Consider the following 18510-nt stretch of genomic DNA (forward strand, 5'->3'; position numbering starts at 1 on the left):
TGATAAACACCTTCTGAAAAATTATGTTATTATGAACTGGGAAACAGAAATAAGTGAATTCAAGAATTACCTTAAACTCGAAAAGGGCCTGTCGGACAACTCTATTCACGCCTATGTAACAGACCTCTATAAGCTGGTTAACTTTCTTAACGACAAGGGCTTTAAAGAGGGGCCCGACAAGGTTACCCTGGTGCAGTTGAAAGACCTCATGGATTGGGTCAACAGTCGCGGCATCAGTCCCCGTACCCAGGCCAGAATCATCAGCGGTATTAAATCTTTTTACAAGTTTCTGCTCATCGAAGAAAAGGTTGAGAAAGATCCTACAGCGCTGCTGGAGGCACCCAGAGTGGGGCGTAAATTGCCCGAGGTGTTGAGTGTAACCGAGGTAGATACTGTGATTAACGCGGTGGACACCCGCAAACCGGAAGGCCAACGCAACAAAGCCATTCTCGAAACCCTGTACAGTTGTGGACTCAGGGTTTCAGAGCTAATCGACCTGAAGATATCCAACCTTTTTTTTGAGTCGGGCTTCATTAAAATTGAGGGTAAAGGCAGTAAAGAACGACTGGTTCCCATCAGCACCAAAGCTGTTAAAGAGATCAACCTCTACCTCAGCGAGTACCGACGTACCCTCAAGATATTTCCCAGTCATGAAGACATCTTGTTTCTAAACAGGAGAGGCAAAAAGCTGTCGCGGGTAATGATATTCACCATCATTAAAAACATCAGTAAAAAATTGAACATAGCAAAAAATATCAGTCCGCACACCTTTCGACATTCCTTTGCTACCCACCTTATCGATGGGGGGGCCAATCTACGTGCTGTTCAGGAAATGCTGGGCCACGAATCCATTATCACTACAGAAATCTATACGCATTTAGACAAAGAATACCTGAAGGATACCCTCAATCAGTTTCATCCGAGGTCCTAGTACTCTTCTAAAAATTATGAAAAAGAGCCGGCTTTGCCGGCTCTTTTTTTTTCGCTTTACAACAAGACAACGCCTGTTAACTTATTTTAACTATCCATCAAACAACGTGATCAGCATCTCTTTAGTCCTGCCAATCCACCTTTTGCTTAAAGTTACATTTGTTCATATATAACCATGTTTCATAATTCACTCAAAGTCAGACACAGAAACAAAAAACAGGAATTTGCTGAATGTGAAATAATGTTAAATCAAATATGGGGCGTGAAATTTATTAAAGAATTTTATCCCTAATGGAATATTTTGCTACCTTTGAAACAAGTTAAATTTTCTATAAAAACTTTAACAATCAATAACACTGAATTAGTAGGATTCAAGAAGTCAAAATTCAACACTCAATAAACTTAAAATCCAAACACTATGGCCCAACTAGATTTAGCCAGGTATGGCATCAACAACGTAAAGGAGATTGTTTATAACCCGTCTTACGAGCAACTGTTTGAGGAGGAAATGAATCCTGCTCTGCAAGGCTTTGAAAAAGGGCAGCTCACCGAACTGGACGCAGTTAATGTAATGACGGGTAAATTTACCGGCCGTTCGCCTAAGGATAAGTTCATTGTAATGGACGACACTACACGCGACACCGTTTGGTGGACCTCTCCGCTTGCCAAGAACGACAACAAGCCCACCACACCTGAAGTCTGGGAAGACTTAAAAACCATTACCTGCCAACAGTTGTCGGGAAAAAAACTCTATGTGGTAGATTGTTACTGCGGAGCTTGTCCCCACTCCCGCCTAAAAGTACGCTTCATAATGGAAGTGGCCTGGCAGGCTCATTTTGTAAAGAACATGTTCATCAGGCCTACTGAAGAGGAGCTTAAAAACTTTGGAGAGCCCGACTTTGTTTCGCTCAACGCCTCCAAAACCACCAACCCAAGGTGGAAGGAGCATGGCTTAAATTCTGAAGTGTATACCGTTTTCAACCTCACAGAAAAAATGCATGTGGTTGGCGGATCGTGGTATGGCGGAGAAATGAAGAAAGGTCTGTTTGCCATGATGAACTACTACCTGCCCCTGAATGGCATGGCCGCCATGCATTGCTCGGCCAACGTGGGCGAAAATGGTGACGTAGCCATTTTCTTTGGCTTGTCGGGCACCGGAAAAACCACCTTGTCGACCGATCCAAAGCGTAAACTTATCGGGGACGATGAACACGGTTGGGACGAAGAGGGCGTCTTTAATTTTGAGGGCGGCTGCTACGCCAAAACCATTCATCTCGACAAAGAATCAGAGCCCGATATTTATAAGGCGATCAGAAGAGACGCCTTACTTGAAAACGTTACGGTAGATGCCCAGGGCAAGATCGACTTCGACGACAATTCGGTAACGGAGAACACCAGGGTTTCTTATCCCATTTACCACATCGACAACATTATTAAACCGGTATCCAGGGCAGGACATGCCAACAAAGTTATCTTTCTGACGGCCGATGCCTTTGGGGTAATGCCTCCGGTATCCAAGCTGACGCCCGACCAGACCAAATATCACTTTTTGGCGGGATTTACTGCAAAACTGGCCGGTACCGAGTTGGGGGTAACTACTCCCCAGCCAACATTCTCGGCCTGCTTTGGCGAAGCCTTTTTATCCCTGCACCCCATCCAGTATGCAACTGAACTGGTTAAGAAAATGGAAGAGCACAACGCTACAGCCTATCTGGTAAATACCGGTTGGAATGGGACAGGAAAACGGATCTCCATTAAAGATACCCGTCGCATCATCGACGCCATACTGGATGGTTCTATTGAAAAAGCGAAAACCAAAATGGTGCCCGTCTTTAATCTGGAAGTTCCCACCGAATTACCTGGCGTTGATCCTACTATTTTAGATCCGCGCGACACTTATTCCGATCCCATAGAATGGGAAAATAAGGCCATCGATTTGGGCGAACGTTTCATCAAAAACTTTGAAAAGCACACACGCACCAGCGACAAGTGCAAGGAACTGATACCCGCCGGGCCCCAATTGCCTGTGGCGCACAGTTAATGCAAGTGGCAATAAGCAGAAAGCAAAAGAGGCGAACCTAGCGGGTCGCCTCTTTTGCTTTCTGTCTTTTCTTCTCCAAAAATGCAGCCACATCTTCGGGAGTGGTTTTCCAACGTTCGTGCATCCACACCCATTGCTCAGGAGTCTGTTTTATAAAAGCCTCAATCACGGCGGTATAATTGCGGGTATTAACCAGGAGATTCTCCTCCTCATTCCCGGTTTCCTCCCAGGCGATGGGCGGCTGAATGCACAGCTCATGCCGGTCGTCGCTCTTACGACGAATAAATACAGGCACCACCGGTGCACCAGAGTCCATAGCCAGTCGCGCTGCCCCCACAGGTGTATAGGCCGAGTGGCCCATAAAGTCAACAAATACCCCTCTGGCCTGCGTATCCTGATCGATCATAATAATGAGGCAGTCGCCCGCTTCTAAAGCTTCCAGAAGCTTGGGGTAAGCCTTCCTACGACCGATATTCTTCATTCCCCTTTTTTGACGATAGCCAACAATCAGTTTATCTATGCGGGGATTGGGCATGGGGCGACTCAGCGCCGAAGTGGCATAGCCCAACACAGGAGGTAAAATAGCTGAAAACTCCCACGAACCGGCGTGACTCATCAAGCACAGCACGCCTTTGCCCTGCGCATGAGCCTTTTTCAGGTGCTCCTCTCCGCTTACATCTACCAACTTGGCAAAATCTTCCCGCGTAGTATAATGCAGGGTAAGCACATAATCACCAAAGTTTAGGGCTTGATTAACAAACACCTGCCGAGCCATTGCCCGAATGGCTTCGGGCGACTTTTCAGCCCCGTAAATCAAGCTCAGATTTCGAATGGTCTTCTGTCGCTCTCCCTTTACCAGCCAAAAAGCAAAGCTTCCCAGGTGGCGACAAATGGCCAGGACAAAATTGCGGGGAAAGAGACGAACAAAGAGGATAAAGGCTTTGATTAGAAAAACCAAAATGGGGTACTTAATGCCTCTCCTAATCTTTTTCCAACTGAGTTTTCCAGCCATAATCTATTTTTCTTTTCGTGTTTGTAATTCAAATTCCAGCGCTTGGTCTAAACCCGGAAAACGAAAGGCAAAACCATCGGCCAGCAAGCGCTGGGGAATGACCTGCTGTCCGGTGGACAAGACCGATGCCCCTTCTCCAAAAATCAGTTTCAGGGCCCATTCGGGAACCATCAAAAATGCAGGTCGTTTTAAAACCTTAGCCATTTTTCGGGTAAAGCTGCAGTTGGTCAATATTTCCGGAGCCACCAGATTATATACACCTGAAGCACGGGGAATGCTCACACCGCCTACAATGGCTTCCACCACATCGTTCAAATGCACCCAGGGGAAAAACTGCCGACCCGAAGCAATACGCCCTCCCAGTCCCAGCTTAAACGGCAACAGCATCTGTTTCAAGGCACCACCACGGGCAGACAACACCAAACCCAAACGAAATATACTTAAACGCACCCGTTGCGCATCTACACGCAAGGCCTCCTTTTCCCAATCCCGACAAACACGGGCCAGAAAATCGTTGCTGTAATTCAGAGAAAACTCATCGTGCACATTAATCTGATCGTATATACCTACAGCGGAAGTGCTTATAAAATCGGCGGGGGGAGCTTCCATCCCATTGATTGCTTCGACCAGACTTCTGGTGCTTGTAATTCTACTGTTATAAATGCGTTCCTTGGCAGAAGGTGTCCAACGCGTTAATATGGAGGCCCCGGCCAAATTAATCAGGGCGTCGCAGCCCTTCAACTTTTCTTGCAAGTGGGCCTTACCTGCTTTAAGGTCGCTCCTTCCGATCCCTGTTACCGCATGCCCTTGAGCCAGCAAGGCCTGTTCCACTGCAGTACCAATCATTCCGCTAATGCCACAAATAGCTACCCGCAAGGTTTTTTGCATAGTGTCTTATTCTTTTTACTTTATGTGTACATCTCTTTGGGGGAAGGGAATGCTGACCTCGTTCGCTCTAAACTTCTCGTCGATGGCAAAGCGCAACTTACTCTTAATGGGCTCTATACGAAAAACATCCCTAACCCAGAACAACAAACGAAAGTCGAGGGAAGAATCGCCAAAATTGGTAAAGAGCACGAGGGTCTCCTCCTTTCGTACCACCTCGTCACATTCTTCGGCACACTCTCTGAGCAAACGCTCAACCAATCGCACCTCAGAACCGTAGGCCACCCCCACCTCTATGGCAAAGCGGGTCGCATCCTCATTGGTGCTCCAGTTGATTAGTTTGTCGTTTACCAACTTGTGATTCGGCACAAAAACGATAATGTTGTCGCGTGTAACCAAACGGGAGGTGCGCAGACCAACCTCCAAAACCCTTCCAATCATACCCGATTCTATTTCCACCACATCGTCCACCCGAATAGACCCCTCAAACAGCAAAACCAGTCCCGATACAAAATCGTTGAACAAACCCTGAATACCAAAACCCAAACCCACCAACAAGGCGGCAGAACCAGCAATAATCATATTGATGCTGATGCCGATGGAGTCGAGGATCAGAAGTACGCCTACCAACCAAATCAAATACTTCATGATTTGAAAAACCGTCCGAGTTTGTCCGGTACTTAAACCCTTGGCGCGGGCGTGACGCATATAAACAACTTCCAGGATTCGCAGGGCCACCGAAATGCCGTAAATTCCAAGCAGGGCATACAGTACGACCGACAGCGTAACATTCACGTTACTCAGTGTAAAAAGGGTATCTGAAAAAAAACCGGACAATAAGGTCCCCGCCTGCTGCAACCAAATGCCGCCAATCAATAAAAACAAAAAAAGCAACAAAAAACGACGTATCTGTCGCCCCGCCTTAATATCAATGTGCCACCGCTCGCTCAACTTAAGTGACATACTTTTAAGCAAACGGTTTACCCAGACTAAAACCAGGACCCCAATCAGGAGACTGAAAAGCAACAAGGGAGTTAGAGATAATTCATTCCCCACCTGCCACAGCGGAGCCGTCCAAAACTCTTTTAGAGACAGATTGGCAATCTGGGCAAGCGTCGCCATCATAAGTCCCAGCAGCAGCACCCGAAAAAGCCAGATGTATACTGTTTTGGAAGTGCTTTTTTGCCCTTGACGCCCTTTTGCAAACAAGGAACTGCCCAACCACAGCAATACAAAAGCCAAAAGCACCAAGGCCATATAAACAAATTGCAAGGTCGACAAGTTGTAAATCCAAAGCTGCTCTTTCATAAAAAGATTGTTTACACTTATTCGTTGGCCATTCCCTTTTCCAGGTTCTTCTCCAGTTCTTCAAAACTCAAACTGTACTGGCCCTTTCCATTCTTAAAAAAGGAAATCCGACCCGTTTCTTCCGAAACCACTATGGCAATGGCATCGGTCACTTCAGTAATGCCCAGGGCTGCACGGTGGCGCAGTCCCACATGCTTGGGCAAATCCATGTTCTGCGATACCGGCAAAATACAACCGGCCGCCTTAATTTTGCTCTGACTGATAATAAGGGCCCCGTCGTGTAGGGGACTGTTCTTAAAGAAAACGGTTTTCAGCAGCTGCTTAGATATTACAGCATTGATCAATTCTCCGGTCTGCACATAATCCAGCAGTTCCGATTTCCGGGTAATTACGATGAGTGCACCGGTGCGACTCTTGGAAAAATCTTCACAGGCTTTAACCAAAGGACCAATGTAAAAACTCATCATGCCCGGTGTTTTGCTCACAAATAAATTGTCGAGCGAAAAGCGTCCCCCCAGGTTATAGCGACTGCCTAATAAAAGTAAAAAACGACGAATCTCTTGTTGAAAAACAATGATAATGGCCAGTACCCCCACGTTTACAAAGTTGTCGAGTATTGAGGACGACAACTGCATATTAAGGGCCTTAATCAGCAGCCAAAAGACAATAAAGGCGAAAATTCCAATGAAGATGTTTAAGGCTACGGTACCCTTAATCAGCTTGTACAGGCGATACATCAGGTAGGCCACCAGTACAATGTCAATGAGATCAATCAGCCGTATATCCAAAAAAGTCATGTAAGCTCCTTCAATAGTTTATTCCACCCCATTCAATTGTCCGACTAATTTAACACATTCTACCGCTTCTTTTACATCATGCACCCTTAAAATCTTGGCCCCCTTTTGCAAAGCGATGGTGTTCAAGACCGTAGTGCCGTTTAAAGCGGCTTCCGGATCCAGATCTAACAGTTTATATATCATAGATTTGCGCGAAAAGCCCACCAGCAAGGGGTAAGCCAGGAGGCTTAGTTCATTCAGGTGATTAAGCAGCTGATAGTTGTGCGAAATGGTCTTGCCAAAACCAAAACCCGGATCAATCAGGATGTCGGCAACGCCCTTTTTTCGTAAGGCATCAACCCTTTGCGCCAGCCAAAGACTTACTTCAGCAACAACATTCTGATAAGTAGGTGCCGTCTGCATGGTCCGGGGACTGCCCTGAATGTGCATCAACACATAGGGCACCTTCAACGCTGCAATGGTGTCGAACATGTTGGTATCCAGGCTACCTCCCGATACATCATTGATCAAATCGGCTTCCCCTTCCCTTACGGCCTTGCGGGCGACGGCCGACCGAAAGGTATCTACCGACAGCAGCAGGTCGGGGTAATGCTTACGCAAGGTTTCCAGGGCAGGCAAGAGGCGCTGTACCTCTTCCTCCTCAGAGACCTCTGCGGCTCCCGGGCGGGTGGAGTAGGCACCCAAATCAAGCAGGGTTCCACCCTCCTCCAGGATTTGCTCTGCCCTTTTTAACAGTGCCGTATGGTCCCCTACCCTGCTGGCAGCAAAAAAAGAGTCGGGCGTTACATTTACGATTCCCATTACCCGGGGGCGACTCAAATCAATAAGGCGACCACGACATACCATGGTTGATTTAACTTGTTCTGCTTCCATAATAAATATTGTACGTGCAGGCTTCAATTGCCTGCAAAGATAAAACAATGTGAAGGAAGGAACACGAAGCAGACAGGAAATGCCCGAACCGCCCAGCTCTTTCACAAAATTTAACAAACAAACAAAGCCTGTTGTATGGAATTTGTATGGGCAGAAAATAATCATTTATTTAAATACGGAGGATTTTTTTATGAAAGTTACGAACTTGACTTCCTGTCTAAAAAAACCCTTACTATTTGGGTTTTTGATGTTTACAAGTATGGGTACTCAGGCCAAAGACCTTAGTCTCTACACCCCCAACACCCGCATTTCGGCGCCTCCCGGTGCCAGCATTGATTACACCATTGACATCATTAATGAAAGTTCGGTGGTGCGAAATGAAAATTTGTCAGTCACCGGACTGCCATCCACCTGGACCTACACCCTGCAATCGGGCAGCTACCACATCGACCGAATAGCTGTTTTACCCGGTGAAAAAAAGTCACTTAAACTGAAGGTGGAGGTACCCTTTCAGGTTAACAAAGGCATCCAAACCTTTTACGTTAACGCGATCAATACCACTTCCCTGCCCTTAAGTATCAATGTAACAGAAAGAGGTGCTGCCGAAAGCGAACTGAGTACTACACAAAACAATATGCAGGGCGACAACAGTGCAACGCTCACCTACAAAGCCACGCTTCGTAACCGAACGGCCGAGCAACAACACTATTCGCTAAGAGGGGACGTGCCCCGGGGATGGAACCTGACATTTAAGGCTGATTTTAAAGCAGTGACTTCGGTAGAACTGGAACCCAACAGCACCAAAGAGCTGACCATAGAACTCAAACCCTCTGCGACTACTGCACCCGGGGTCTACACCATTCCTGTTAAAGCCCTCACAGGAGCCACCGCTGCGGCACTGGACCTGGAGGCCGTTGTCACGGGTTCTTATGCAGGTCAACTCACAACGCCCGACGGACGGGTAAGTACCAGCGCCCGTGCCGGTCGTGAAAAAGAATTGGATTTGGTGCTGCGCAATACCGGAACGTCCACCTTGCACAATCTTGAATTACGTTCCAACCTTCCGTCCAACTGGGAGCTGCGTTTCGAACCGGAGCAGCAAGACAGTCTCCAAGCCGGCGAAACAGCGCATGTAAAAGCCTACTTAAAACCACATAAAAATGCCATTCCAGGCGATTACGTGACTTCACTGGAATTGCGAAACCCCGAAATCAATACCAAAGTCTCGTATCGGGTAACGATCAAAACGCCCGCCCTATGGGGATGGTTGGGTGTCCTGCTGATTATGGGAGCCTTGGGAGGCCTCGTCCTAATGTTTCGTAAATACGGAAGGAGGTAGGCATGCAGAATACCGTTATTGAGCTGAAAGAATTGACCCGTCGCTATGGGGATTTTACAGCAGTTAGGTCCCTGAATCTCTCCGTGCACAAAGGAGAAATATTTGGCTTGTTGGGTCCCAATGGGGCCGGCAAATCGACCACCATTCTGATGATGCTGGGCCTGACAGAGCCAAGCTCGGGCAAGGCACTGGTAGCGGGACTCGACCCAGCACGAAATCCCTTAGAGGTAAAAAGAAGGGTAGGCTACCTTCCCGAAGATGTTGGTTTCTACGACAACCGTACCGGCCTGGAGAACCTGCTTTATACGGGGCGACTGAATGGTATTCCCGAAAAGGAGGCACAACCCAGGGCGCATAATTTGTTGAAGAAGGTTGGACTGTCGGATGCTGCACATAAAAAGACCAGCACCTACTCTCGCGGCATGCGCCAACGTCTGGGACTGGCCGATGTACTGATGAAGCAGCCGGAAATCATCATTCTGGACGAACCCACTTCGGGCATCGACCCGCAAGGGCTGCGCTTTTTTCTGGACCTGCTCAGGACGCTGCGCAAAGAAGAAGGGCTGACCATTCTGTTTTCGTCGCACCACCTCCAACAAGTGGAGCAAGTGTGCGACCGGGTTGGCCTCTTTGTGCAGGGCCAACTCAGGGCCTGCGGCAGTCTTCAGGAACTATCTGAACAATGGCTGAAGCGCCCCAATGGGGCTTTAGAAGAAGTTTACAACTGTATTTTAGCGCATCAACTTGAAACAGAAAAATTATGAACACAATAAAAATATCCCTTCCTTCGAGTCGATCGGCCCTCGGGGCCGGTCCATTCGGGGCCATGATTCAAAAGGAAATGGCCGACCACCTGCGCAGCTGGCGCTTTCTCCTATTATTGGGCCTCTTGGTTCTGACATGTTTGGGTTCAATGTACGCAGCGCTGAGCAGTTTTTCGTCCCTGCCCCCGTCAGAGCTGGCAAAAATGGAGTTTTTCTTTTTAAAGTTGTTCAGCATATCGGACGGAAGTCTGCCCTCCTACGCCATATTTATAGGTTTCCTGGGACCTCTTTTGGGCATTGCACTGGGTTTTGATGCCATCAACTCAGAGCACAACAACGGTACACTCAGTCGCCTACTTAGTCAACCAATTTACCGCGATTACGTATTACACGCCAAGTTTCTGGCCGCCCTGGCCATAAGCACCATATTGATATTTTCACTGACCATAGTGGTGAGTGGTTGGGGTTTACTGGCACTGGGTATTCCGCCAAGTGCCGACGAAGTGCTGCGCATACTGATGTTCACCCTGCTCACCATAGCCTACATTTCACTATGGATCAACCTGGCCATCCTGTTCTCCATCGTGTTTCGACAGACTTCTGCTTCGGCTTTAGGCAGCCTGTCTGTTTGGCTGTTTTTTAGCGTTTTTTTTAACATGCTGATCGATGTAGTGGCCAAACACCTCGCTCCAAAGCAGTTCTTGTCAGAAGCCCAGGCGGTTGCCTTTCAGAACTTTGTGTTGAACTTGCTGAGATTTAACCCCATTCATCTGTTCAACGAGGCCACCAACATTATACTGATGCCCAGCGTGAGAAGCACGGGCGCTCTAACTATGGAGCAAATCTCGGGGACCTTACCCGGTGCCTTACCGGTGGGTCAAAGTCTGCTGATGATTGGGCCACAGTTGACGGGACTCTTTGCAAGTACCATTGTCCTCTTTGCACTGGGCTATTTCCTGTTTATGCGCAGGGAAGTCCGCTCCAGGTAAAGTTCACTTTTCCTGCTGTTGTTTTAATCAATTTTTGGTACTTTTACGGCTTGAATTTCAAGTCAACCAAAAATTGAAGCGACCATGAAGGACACCATGAAAGCAACCGTTCTTTTCCTTTGCAGACTGGTACCTGCTCTTGTTTTTCTGTTCTCAGGTTTTGTCAAGGCCATCGATCCCTTTGGGGGCATGGTTAAGTTTGAAGACTATTTCACCGCCTTTGGATGGAGTTTTTTTCATCCCCTGGCGCTTCCCCTAAGCATAGCCCTGGCTGTTTTTGAATTCAGCCTGGGCTTTTTCTTGCTTTTTAAGCTGTATATGCGGTGGACAGCAACAGCTGCTTTGGCCATGATGGGACTGTTTACCTTACTGACTCTCTACATTGCGCTGTTCAACCCGGTAAGCGACTGCGGCTGCTTTGGCGATGCCATAAAACTCAGTAATTGGGCCACCTTTTTCAAGAATGTGGTGGTTATTGCTTTTGCTGGTGGCGCCTGGTATTTCAGAAAGCATTACACGACTTCGAGCAAGCCCTTAAAGCAGGTTGTTCTGGCAGCCCTGGCCGTTGTTTACGTACTGTCGCTGGCGCTATACAGCCACCGCAATTTGCCGGTGCTCGATTTCAGACCCTATGCCATCGGCACCAACATTCCTGACAAAATGCGGGTTCCGGACGGTGCTGCGCAACCAGAATACGAAACCATCTTCACCCTCGAAAAAGAGGGCGTTCGGGCTACTTTTGGGGTGGACGACTATCCTTACGAAGATACCACCTGGGTGTTTGTAGATAGTGAAACCCGCACCATCAGCGAAGGCTATGTGCCGCCTTTGCAGACCTTTGCACTGATGGATCCAGGCACGGGTGACAACCGGACTGCTGAAATTTTAAGCCGGGCGGGTGCGCAGTTTTTCCTGATCAGTCCCCGTCTCTCCGGCATTAAGGACGCACAGGTGCTGCATTTGGCAGAAATGGCCGAAAGGGCGCGACAAAACCAACAGGCTTTTTACATCGTAACGGCCTCGGGGAGTGAAGAAATGCGTGCTTTTGACGAAAAGCACAGTACCCTGTTCAACTATTTGCATGCCGATGAAACCATGCTTAAAACCATCATCCGATCCAATCCGGGCTTGCTGCTGATTTACGATGGCACCATAGCGGGCAAGTGGCATTACCGCAACCTGCCCCCGGCCAAAATCGCCGACCAACCACTGGCCTATGCCTTGGACAAACAAAGAAAATCGCGCCAACGGCGCTTCATGTGGCTGCATGCCTTAGGCATTTTAATGCTGCCCCTAATTATCAAGAACATTAAACCAATAAACAATTAAAAATGAGAAAGAACATTGTTGCAGGAAACTGGAAAATGAATTTGACCCTTCAGGAGGGTATCGCATTGGCCAAGGATGTTAACAGTCGCGTCAGCGCCATCAGTCCCAAGTGTGAAATTGTACTGGGCACGCCCTTTACCCATATTACTGAGGTTGTAAAAACAGTAGATGCGCCTAAAATTTCCGTTGCTGCACAAAACTGTGCCAACAAAGTTTCCGGTGCCTATACCGGCGAAGTTTCTGCTGCTATGGTTAAATCAACCGGTGCGCAGTATGTCATTTTAGGCCACTCCGAGCGTCGTGCTTATTATGGGGAGACTTCGGAAACCCTGAAGGAAAAGACCGACCTGGCACTGGCCAACGGTTTGTTGCCCATCTTCTGCATTGGCGAGGTATTGGAAGAGCGCGAAGCAGGCAAGCACTTTGATGTAGTAAAGCAGCAAATTAAAGAAGCGCTGTTTCACCTTTCTGCTGAAGCTTTCGGAAAAATCGTTCTGGCTTACGAACCTGTTTGGGCCATTGGTACCGGAAAAACAGCCAGCGCTGCACAGGCTCAGGAAATGCATGCGGTAATCCGCGGTCTGCTTAAAGAACAATATGGTGCCGAGGTGGCCGACAACTGTACCATTCTTTATGGTGGCAGCTGCAACGCCGGCAATGCCAAAGAATTGTTCTCCAACCCCGATGTGGATGGCGGACTCATTGGCGGTGCTTCGCTGAAGGCGGAGGACTTCCTGGCCATCATCAGTGCTTTCTAATCCCTTCGGGGACAATTCTAACAAGAGCTTGTCCCTGCAGGGGCAAGCTCTTTGTATCTCTACTCATCTTCATTCTACTGCACATGAACTACATACAGGTTAAAGCGATAATTACCCCCTATTCTGAAGACCGGGCCGACGTGTTGATGGCCCTGATGGGGCCACTCGGTTTCGAAAGTTTCGAAAATACGGATGGTGGCTTACTGGCCTACATTCCCGAAGCAGACTTTACTGCTGAGAAACTGACGGGTCTGGAACTGCCCTGGGACGACACGCGCCTTGCCTTTTCGCACGAACTCATCCCCGACCAAAACTGGAATGAGGAATGGGAAAAGCACTACTTTCAGCCCATTGTAGTAGAAAATAAATGCGTGGTACGCAGTCCCTTCCATGCGGCCCAACCAGAAATCCCCCTGGAAATCATCATTGCCCCCAAAATGTCGTTCGGAACAGGACACCACGAAACCACCTCTATGGTCATGGCCCTTTTGTTACAGATGGAAGTGGAAGGAAAAACCGTACTGGATATGGGTTGTGGCACCGGCATTTTGGGTATCCTGGCGTCGAAACTGGGTGCTGTGGAAGTTACAGGAATCGATATCGATTCCTGGTGTACCACCAACAGTGCCGAAAATTGTGAACTCAATGCAGTAAGCAATATGCAACTGAAACTGGGTGATGCCTCCCTCCTGCAAAAAGAAGGACAATTCGACCTCATTCTGGCCAACATCAACAAAAACATTTTGCTGGCAGACCTTCCTCAGTATGTTAAAAATCTGCGCCCAGGGGCCACGCTCATCATGAGTGGTTTTTACCAACACGACCTCAAGGATATCGATGCACTGGCCCAAAAACATAAATTAAGGTTAAAAAAGACGCTGGAAAACAACCAATGGACCGCCGTTGCGTATGTACTGGAAGCGGCTATTTAGATTCAGCTTATGCACAAAGGTTTACGATTTATAGGATGCACTGCGGGCTTGTTCTGGCTGTTTTTTATGGGAGCAAGTGCGCAGGACGGACATTTTACAGAGGGGGGTAAAGACGAGTTTCTGGAACGCCTGGAGGAGATTTTTTCTGTTTCGGCCGACAAGCGGGAAGCGCGTGATTTTATGGAGGAGGTGGAAACCTTTTGGCTTCAACCGGAGCTTGATGAAGTGGTTCAAAACTACGTTATGGCCATGTCTGATTTGTTGTACAGCAAAAGAGGCCGTCCCTTCCCCGACTACCAACTTTACCTGACTACCGTTATGGCCTTTGAGGCCAATCAAGACATACAAACCAATTTCGCAACCTGGCATGAGGCTATGTACAGCCTGCTTAGTCAGCCCCGCTACCCCATACGGCATGCCAATCAACTGTTCGAACTCGCGCAACAAATGTTGGAGGACAAAGTGCTGTATGCCAATGCGGCATTGAAGTGGACCAGCGATGCTCCCCGCTTTATGTTTTCCTTTACCGACTCTCTTTACCTGCAGGTAGATAAAGGCACCCTGACCTGTCGCACCAACAACGACAGCATTATGGTATTCGATACCGGCGGAAAAGTCAACCTGATGAGTGGGGCCTGGCAGGGCGAAAGCGGGAGAATAACCTGGCAGCAAAGCGGCCTGAATCCCCGGCGTGTTTACGCCACCTTTGGCGCCTACAAGATTGATATGGGCCGAAACCAGTTGCGGGTGGACAGTGTTGTTTTTTTCAATAAGGATTATTTTGACCATGCTCTGGAAGGGCATGTGTACCATCGGGTGATGAGTGTGAGGCAAGCTGAAAACAGTACCTTTCCCAAATTTGAATCCTACGAACAGCGCTATCAAATTGAAGACATCCAGCCCAACTTCAACTACGAGGGTGGATTTTCACAACACGGTGCGAAATTTCTGGGCTCAGGGACAGACCGATACCCGGCCGAAATAAGCATTTTCAGAAACGACACCCTCTTCATTACCGCCAAATCGCTTTACTTTGCCCTGCGACAGGACCAAATTGTGAGCAACACCACCGAAATCACCATGTATCTTGATTCGGGAAACATTTACCACCCAGGTTTGCTTTTCAAGTATATGGCGCCTATGAACGAGGTACACCTGATACGAGATGGCGAGGGCCTCTCACGCAGTCCCTTTTTCAATACCTACCATAACATCAGTATGGATACAGAGATGATCCGATGGCGCATTGGCGACCCGCGCATCGAGCTCCGCATGTTGACCGGAGCCGCTGAAAACCATGCTTTTTTTGAATCGATCAGCTACTTCAGAGAGGAATTTTTCAACCAATTGCAAGGGATGGATGCCATCCATCCCTTACAGGGCCTGCTCAATTGCTCCCGCTACATTAAAACCAACACCTTTACAGCACAAGACTATGCCCGGTATTTGGGCATTTCAGAAAATTTGGTGCGCCAGCAAATCATGGGACTTTCCTTTTACGGTTTTGTATCCTACAATGTAAATACCGACACCCTGACGCTGCGTGACCGACTTAAAGACTATCTTCTTTTTAGAGCGGGGCAAAAAGATTACGACGTTATTCGCTTCAAATCGCTTACTCCCGGTGCCATTCCCAATGCCATTTTGGACTTAAGGAACTACGATATGGAGCTGAGTGGCGTAGAGGCCATATCGATCAGCGACAGACAAAACGTGGTTTTTTTCCCTAAAGAACAACGACTTACACTTAAAAAAGACAGAAATTTTGATTTTGACGGAGCCATTGCTTCCGGAATGATTCAATTGTACGGCAACAGCTTCCGCTTCAACTACGAGGACTTTCGCATCGACCTGAACATCATCGACTCTATGGCCATGCGCATGGAAACGCAGGAACTGGATTATTTTGGACGACCCGCTCAACGAAAAATCAACAGCACCATTGCCCGACTATCGGGTTTCCTCGAAATTGACCGCGCCGACAACAAATCCGGCAAAGAAAGCTATGCCGAGTTTCCACGTCTGACCAGTAACACAAACTCTTTTGTCTACTACGACCAAACGCACATTCAAAATGGCGCCTACGACAGGGAAAGTTTTTACTTTGAACTGGATCCCTTTGAAATAGACAGCATCAGTCGCCTTACCCGGGAAAACATCGCCTTTACCGGAACCTTTAAATCAGGCATTTTCCCAAATATGGAAGAACTGCTGGTGGTGCAGCCTGACTATTCGTTGGGCTTTAGTAAAGAAACACCTGAAAACGGCCTGCCCATTTACGACGAAAGAGCCACCTACACCAGCACCCTGGATCTAAGTAATCAGGGACTGAAAGGAAACGGAACCCTGGCTTGGCTAAGCACCACCGCACAATCGGAAGATTTTATCTTTTTGCCACAGCACACGGAGGGATTGGCCCACGACTTTAACATTGCTCCGGTAGAGAGTGGTGTAGAATTTCCCGATGTGCAGGGTCGCTTTGCCCAGATCGACTACCTGCCCTATGAGGACCAACTGCTGGCCGAAATGCAGGAAGAGCCTTTCACGCTTTTCAACCAGGAAGCAAGTCTGGAGGGGACCCTTACCATTCAGCCGGGCGGACTCGAAGGAAGCGGGCTGCTGAATATGCCCAATGCCTCCCTCAGTGCCAAAAGACTTGACTTAACTCACCATACTGTAATGGCCGATTCTGCCGATTTTAATCTGGTGCAGGACGAGAGTTCGAGTGAAATTGACTTTAGGACTTCCAATGTACTGGCCACCATCGACTTTAGGAGCCGGATTGGTAATTTCACAGCCCATGATCCCAACAACACTTCCGAGTTTACCGACCTCCTATATATGGCCTACATCAGTGAATTTTCCTGGCATATGGATAAGAACGATATATATATAGGAAGTCCGGGTTCTGAGGGAAACCGTTTTGTAAGTACGCATCGTCGCCAGGATTCACTCGATTTCTTAGTCCCACTGGCACGTTATGACGCACAAAACAATAAGCTCTATGCCCAGGAAGTAAAGTATGTTGATGTAGCCGACACCCGCATGTTCCTGAACGATGGAAACATCGTAATTAACCGCGAAGCCGTACTTGATCCGCTGGATTCGGTTCGCATAGCACTCAGCGACTCGCTGCACCACTTTTACAATGCAAAGGTACAGATAGAAGGGAAAAACGCTTACGAGGCAGAAGGACTCTACGATTACATCAATGGCGCCAAAGCGGTAAAAACCATCACTTTCAGCTCCATTAAGCCCAACAGCGAAATAACAACGGTGGCAGAAGGAGAAATCAGTGACCGGGAATTGTTTACCTTCGACCGCAGATTCACCTATAAAGGAGGAGTCAGACTGACGGGCGGTCATCCCCTGCTTCACTTTAAAGGGGGCGCACAAATGTTGCACGATCAATCGGTATTGGGCCCCAATGAGTGGGTGCGCTTCGATGCGGAAATTGACCCCGAAGAGGTGCGTATACCCATGGCTGAACAACCCGAGAACTTTGAGTTTGAGCGCATTTTCCCCAACTTCTTCCTGAACCGGGATTCCAACATCATTTACTCCGCTTTTCTGGAGCCAAGGCGCTTCCACAGCGACGTTCCGGTAGTGAGTGCCAAAGGTTTTCTGTTCTTCGACGAAGCCAGCAATGCCTTCGCCATAGCCGAAAAGCATAAAATAGAACAACCCGATACCACGGGCAACATCCTTCGCTTCCACAACAGCGATGCCACGGTCACCGGTGAGGGTACCATCGATATGGGCCTGCCTCTGGACCAGGTAAAAACCTATGCCGCAGGAACAGCCATACACCATAGAGCAAACGGTCAGGCAGAGTTCAAAACCTTATTCGGTTTGGATTTTGCACTCGAAGAAGAAACCATCAACCTTCTGGTAAATGGCCTGCGAGCGGCCGAGGCCATTAAGGGCAAGCCCTTCGAGAACAATTCGACCATCAACCGTATGGCCGAATGGATGGGCAAAAAAACAGCCACCGACGTGGCACGAGAAGTACAAGGCTTTGAACCCATGCGCTCCTTGCCTGCAGAAAACCAGTACACCCTGGTTTTTGACTCCCTCACCTGGCGATGGGACGAACACTCCCGCAGCTACATCGTCGACTCAGAAGCCTATATTGGTTGGGTACGCAACCAGCCCGTTCACCGAAAAGTAAAAGTCCAGGGAACCATCAGCTTCAGCCGGGGTGGCAACTCCCTCGATTTATACATCGATTTGGGTAAAAACAACTACTTTTTCTTCGGCTATCGCAATGGTCTTATGCAGACCCGCTCGTCGATGGAAGCCTTCAACACCCACGTTCAGGCCTTAAAACCAGACGAACGCAAACTAAAAACAGGCCTCGGTGAAAAATCCTACACCTTTGCCCTTGCTCCGGAAAGTCGGGTCAAACGCCTCCTCCGCCAGTTCCAAACCGGTGTCATCGAAGACGAGGACCTTAACGAAGATGGAGAACTGATCGAAGAAGAAGACCTCATCGAAGAAGAAGTCACCCAGGACTGAAGTCCCGTTCGAGGCTCCGCCTCGAACGGTCTGGT

14 protein-coding genes are annotated in these 18510 nt (G+C 48.3%); 9 read left to right on the plus strand and 5 right to left on the minus strand.

The window, feature by feature from the left end; genetic code table 11:
* The first annotated feature begins 31 nt into the window (after positions 1-31).
* Positions 32-931 carry a site-specific tyrosine recombinase XerD gene (xerD, locus tag B4W65_RS09900; RefSeq protein ID WP_088654995.1) on the plus strand — a complete coding sequence of 300 codons (900 nt, stop codon included), beginning with the start codon at positions 32-34 and terminating at the stop codon, positions 929-931.
* Positions 932-1348: 417 nt separating this feature from the next.
* Positions 1349-2971 carry a phosphoenolpyruvate carboxykinase (ATP) gene (gene pckA, locus B4W65_RS09905; RefSeq protein WP_088654996.1) on the plus strand — a complete coding sequence of 541 codons (1623 nt, stop codon included), beginning with the start codon at positions 1349-1351 and terminating at the stop codon, positions 2969-2971.
* A 37-nt stretch (positions 2972-3008) separates the two neighbouring features.
* On the opposite strand, the gene B4W65_RS09910 is transcribed toward pckA, so the two are convergent.
* The 5 genes from B4W65_RS09910 to folP are packed head-to-tail and all read right to left on the minus strand — an operon-like array spanning position 3009 to position 7846.
* Positions 3009-3983, minus strand: a complete 975-nt coding sequence (locus tag B4W65_RS09910) for a lysophospholipid acyltransferase family protein (protein WP_088654997.1) — start codon at positions 3981-3983, stop codon at positions 3009-3011.
* A gap of 3 nt (positions 3984-3986) precedes the next feature.
* Positions 3987-4871, minus strand: coding sequence for a TIGR01777 family oxidoreductase (locus tag B4W65_RS09915; protein WP_240509537.1), 885 nt, complete (start codon positions 4869-4871; stop codon positions 3987-3989).
* A 15-nt stretch (positions 4872-4886) separates the two neighbouring features.
* A complete protein-coding gene (locus tag B4W65_RS09920; protein WP_088654998.1) occupies positions 4887-6176 on the minus strand; it encodes a mechanosensitive ion channel family protein in 1290 nt (429 codons plus the stop codon).
* Between the two features lie 17 nt (positions 6177-6193).
* On the minus strand, positions 6194-6973 hold the full coding sequence (gene cdaA, locus B4W65_RS09925; RefSeq protein ID WP_088654999.1) for a diadenylate cyclase CdaA: 780 nt from the start codon (positions 6971-6973) through the stop codon (positions 6194-6196).
* Positions 6974-6991: 18 nt separating this feature from the next.
* Entirely contained in the window at positions 6992-7846 is an 855-nt protein-coding gene (folP, locus tag B4W65_RS09930) for a dihydropteroate synthase (RefSeq protein ID WP_088655000.1), read from the minus strand.
* Between the two features lie 247 nt (positions 7847-8093).
* On the opposite strand from folP, the gene B4W65_RS09935 reads away from it, so the two are divergent.
* The 7 genes from B4W65_RS09935 to B4W65_RS09965 all read left to right on the plus strand — a co-directional run bounded on the left by B4W65_RS09935 (position 8094) and on the right by B4W65_RS09965 (position 18475).
* A complete protein-coding gene (locus B4W65_RS09935) occupies positions 8094-9185 on the plus strand; it encodes a COG1470 family protein (protein WP_158522825.1) in 1092 nt (363 codons plus the stop codon).
* Between the two features lie 2 nt (positions 9186-9187).
* Positions 9188-9949, plus strand: a complete 762-nt coding sequence (locus B4W65_RS09940) for an ABC transporter ATP-binding protein (protein ID WP_088655002.1) — start codon at positions 9188-9190, stop codon at positions 9947-9949.
* Positions 9946-10938, plus strand: a complete 993-nt coding sequence (locus B4W65_RS09945; protein WP_088655003.1) for an ABC transporter permease subunit — start codon at positions 9946-9948, stop codon at positions 10936-10938. Before B4W65_RS09940 ends, B4W65_RS09945 begins: the two co-directional genes overlap by 4 nt.
* A gap of 84 nt (positions 10939-11022) precedes the next feature.
* Positions 11023-12267 carry a BT_3928 family protein gene (locus B4W65_RS09950; protein WP_088655004.1) on the plus strand — a complete coding sequence of 415 codons (1245 nt, stop codon included), beginning with the start codon at positions 11023-11025 and terminating at the stop codon, positions 12265-12267.
* A 2-nt stretch (positions 12268-12269) separates the two neighbouring features.
* Entirely contained in the window at positions 12270-13025 is a 756-nt protein-coding gene (gene tpiA, locus B4W65_RS09955) for a triose-phosphate isomerase (RefSeq protein ID WP_088655005.1), read from the plus strand.
* Between the two features lie 83 nt (positions 13026-13108).
* Complete coding sequence (gene prmA, locus B4W65_RS09960) at positions 13109-13957, plus strand: 50S ribosomal protein L11 methyltransferase (protein WP_088655006.1); 849 nt, start codon at positions 13109-13111, stop codon at positions 13955-13957.
* A 9-nt stretch (positions 13958-13966) separates the two neighbouring features.
* On the plus strand, positions 13967-18475 hold the full coding sequence (locus B4W65_RS09965; protein ID WP_158522826.1) for a hypothetical protein: 4509 nt from the start codon (positions 13967-13969) through the stop codon (positions 18473-18475).
* The last annotated feature ends 35 nt before the right edge of the window (positions 18476-18510 follow it).

This window comes from Geofilum rhodophaeum (assembly GCF_002210225.1).
Taxonomy (GTDB): Bacteria; Bacteroidota; Bacteroidia; order Bacteroidales; family Marinilabiliaceae; genus Geofilum; species Geofilum rhodophaeum.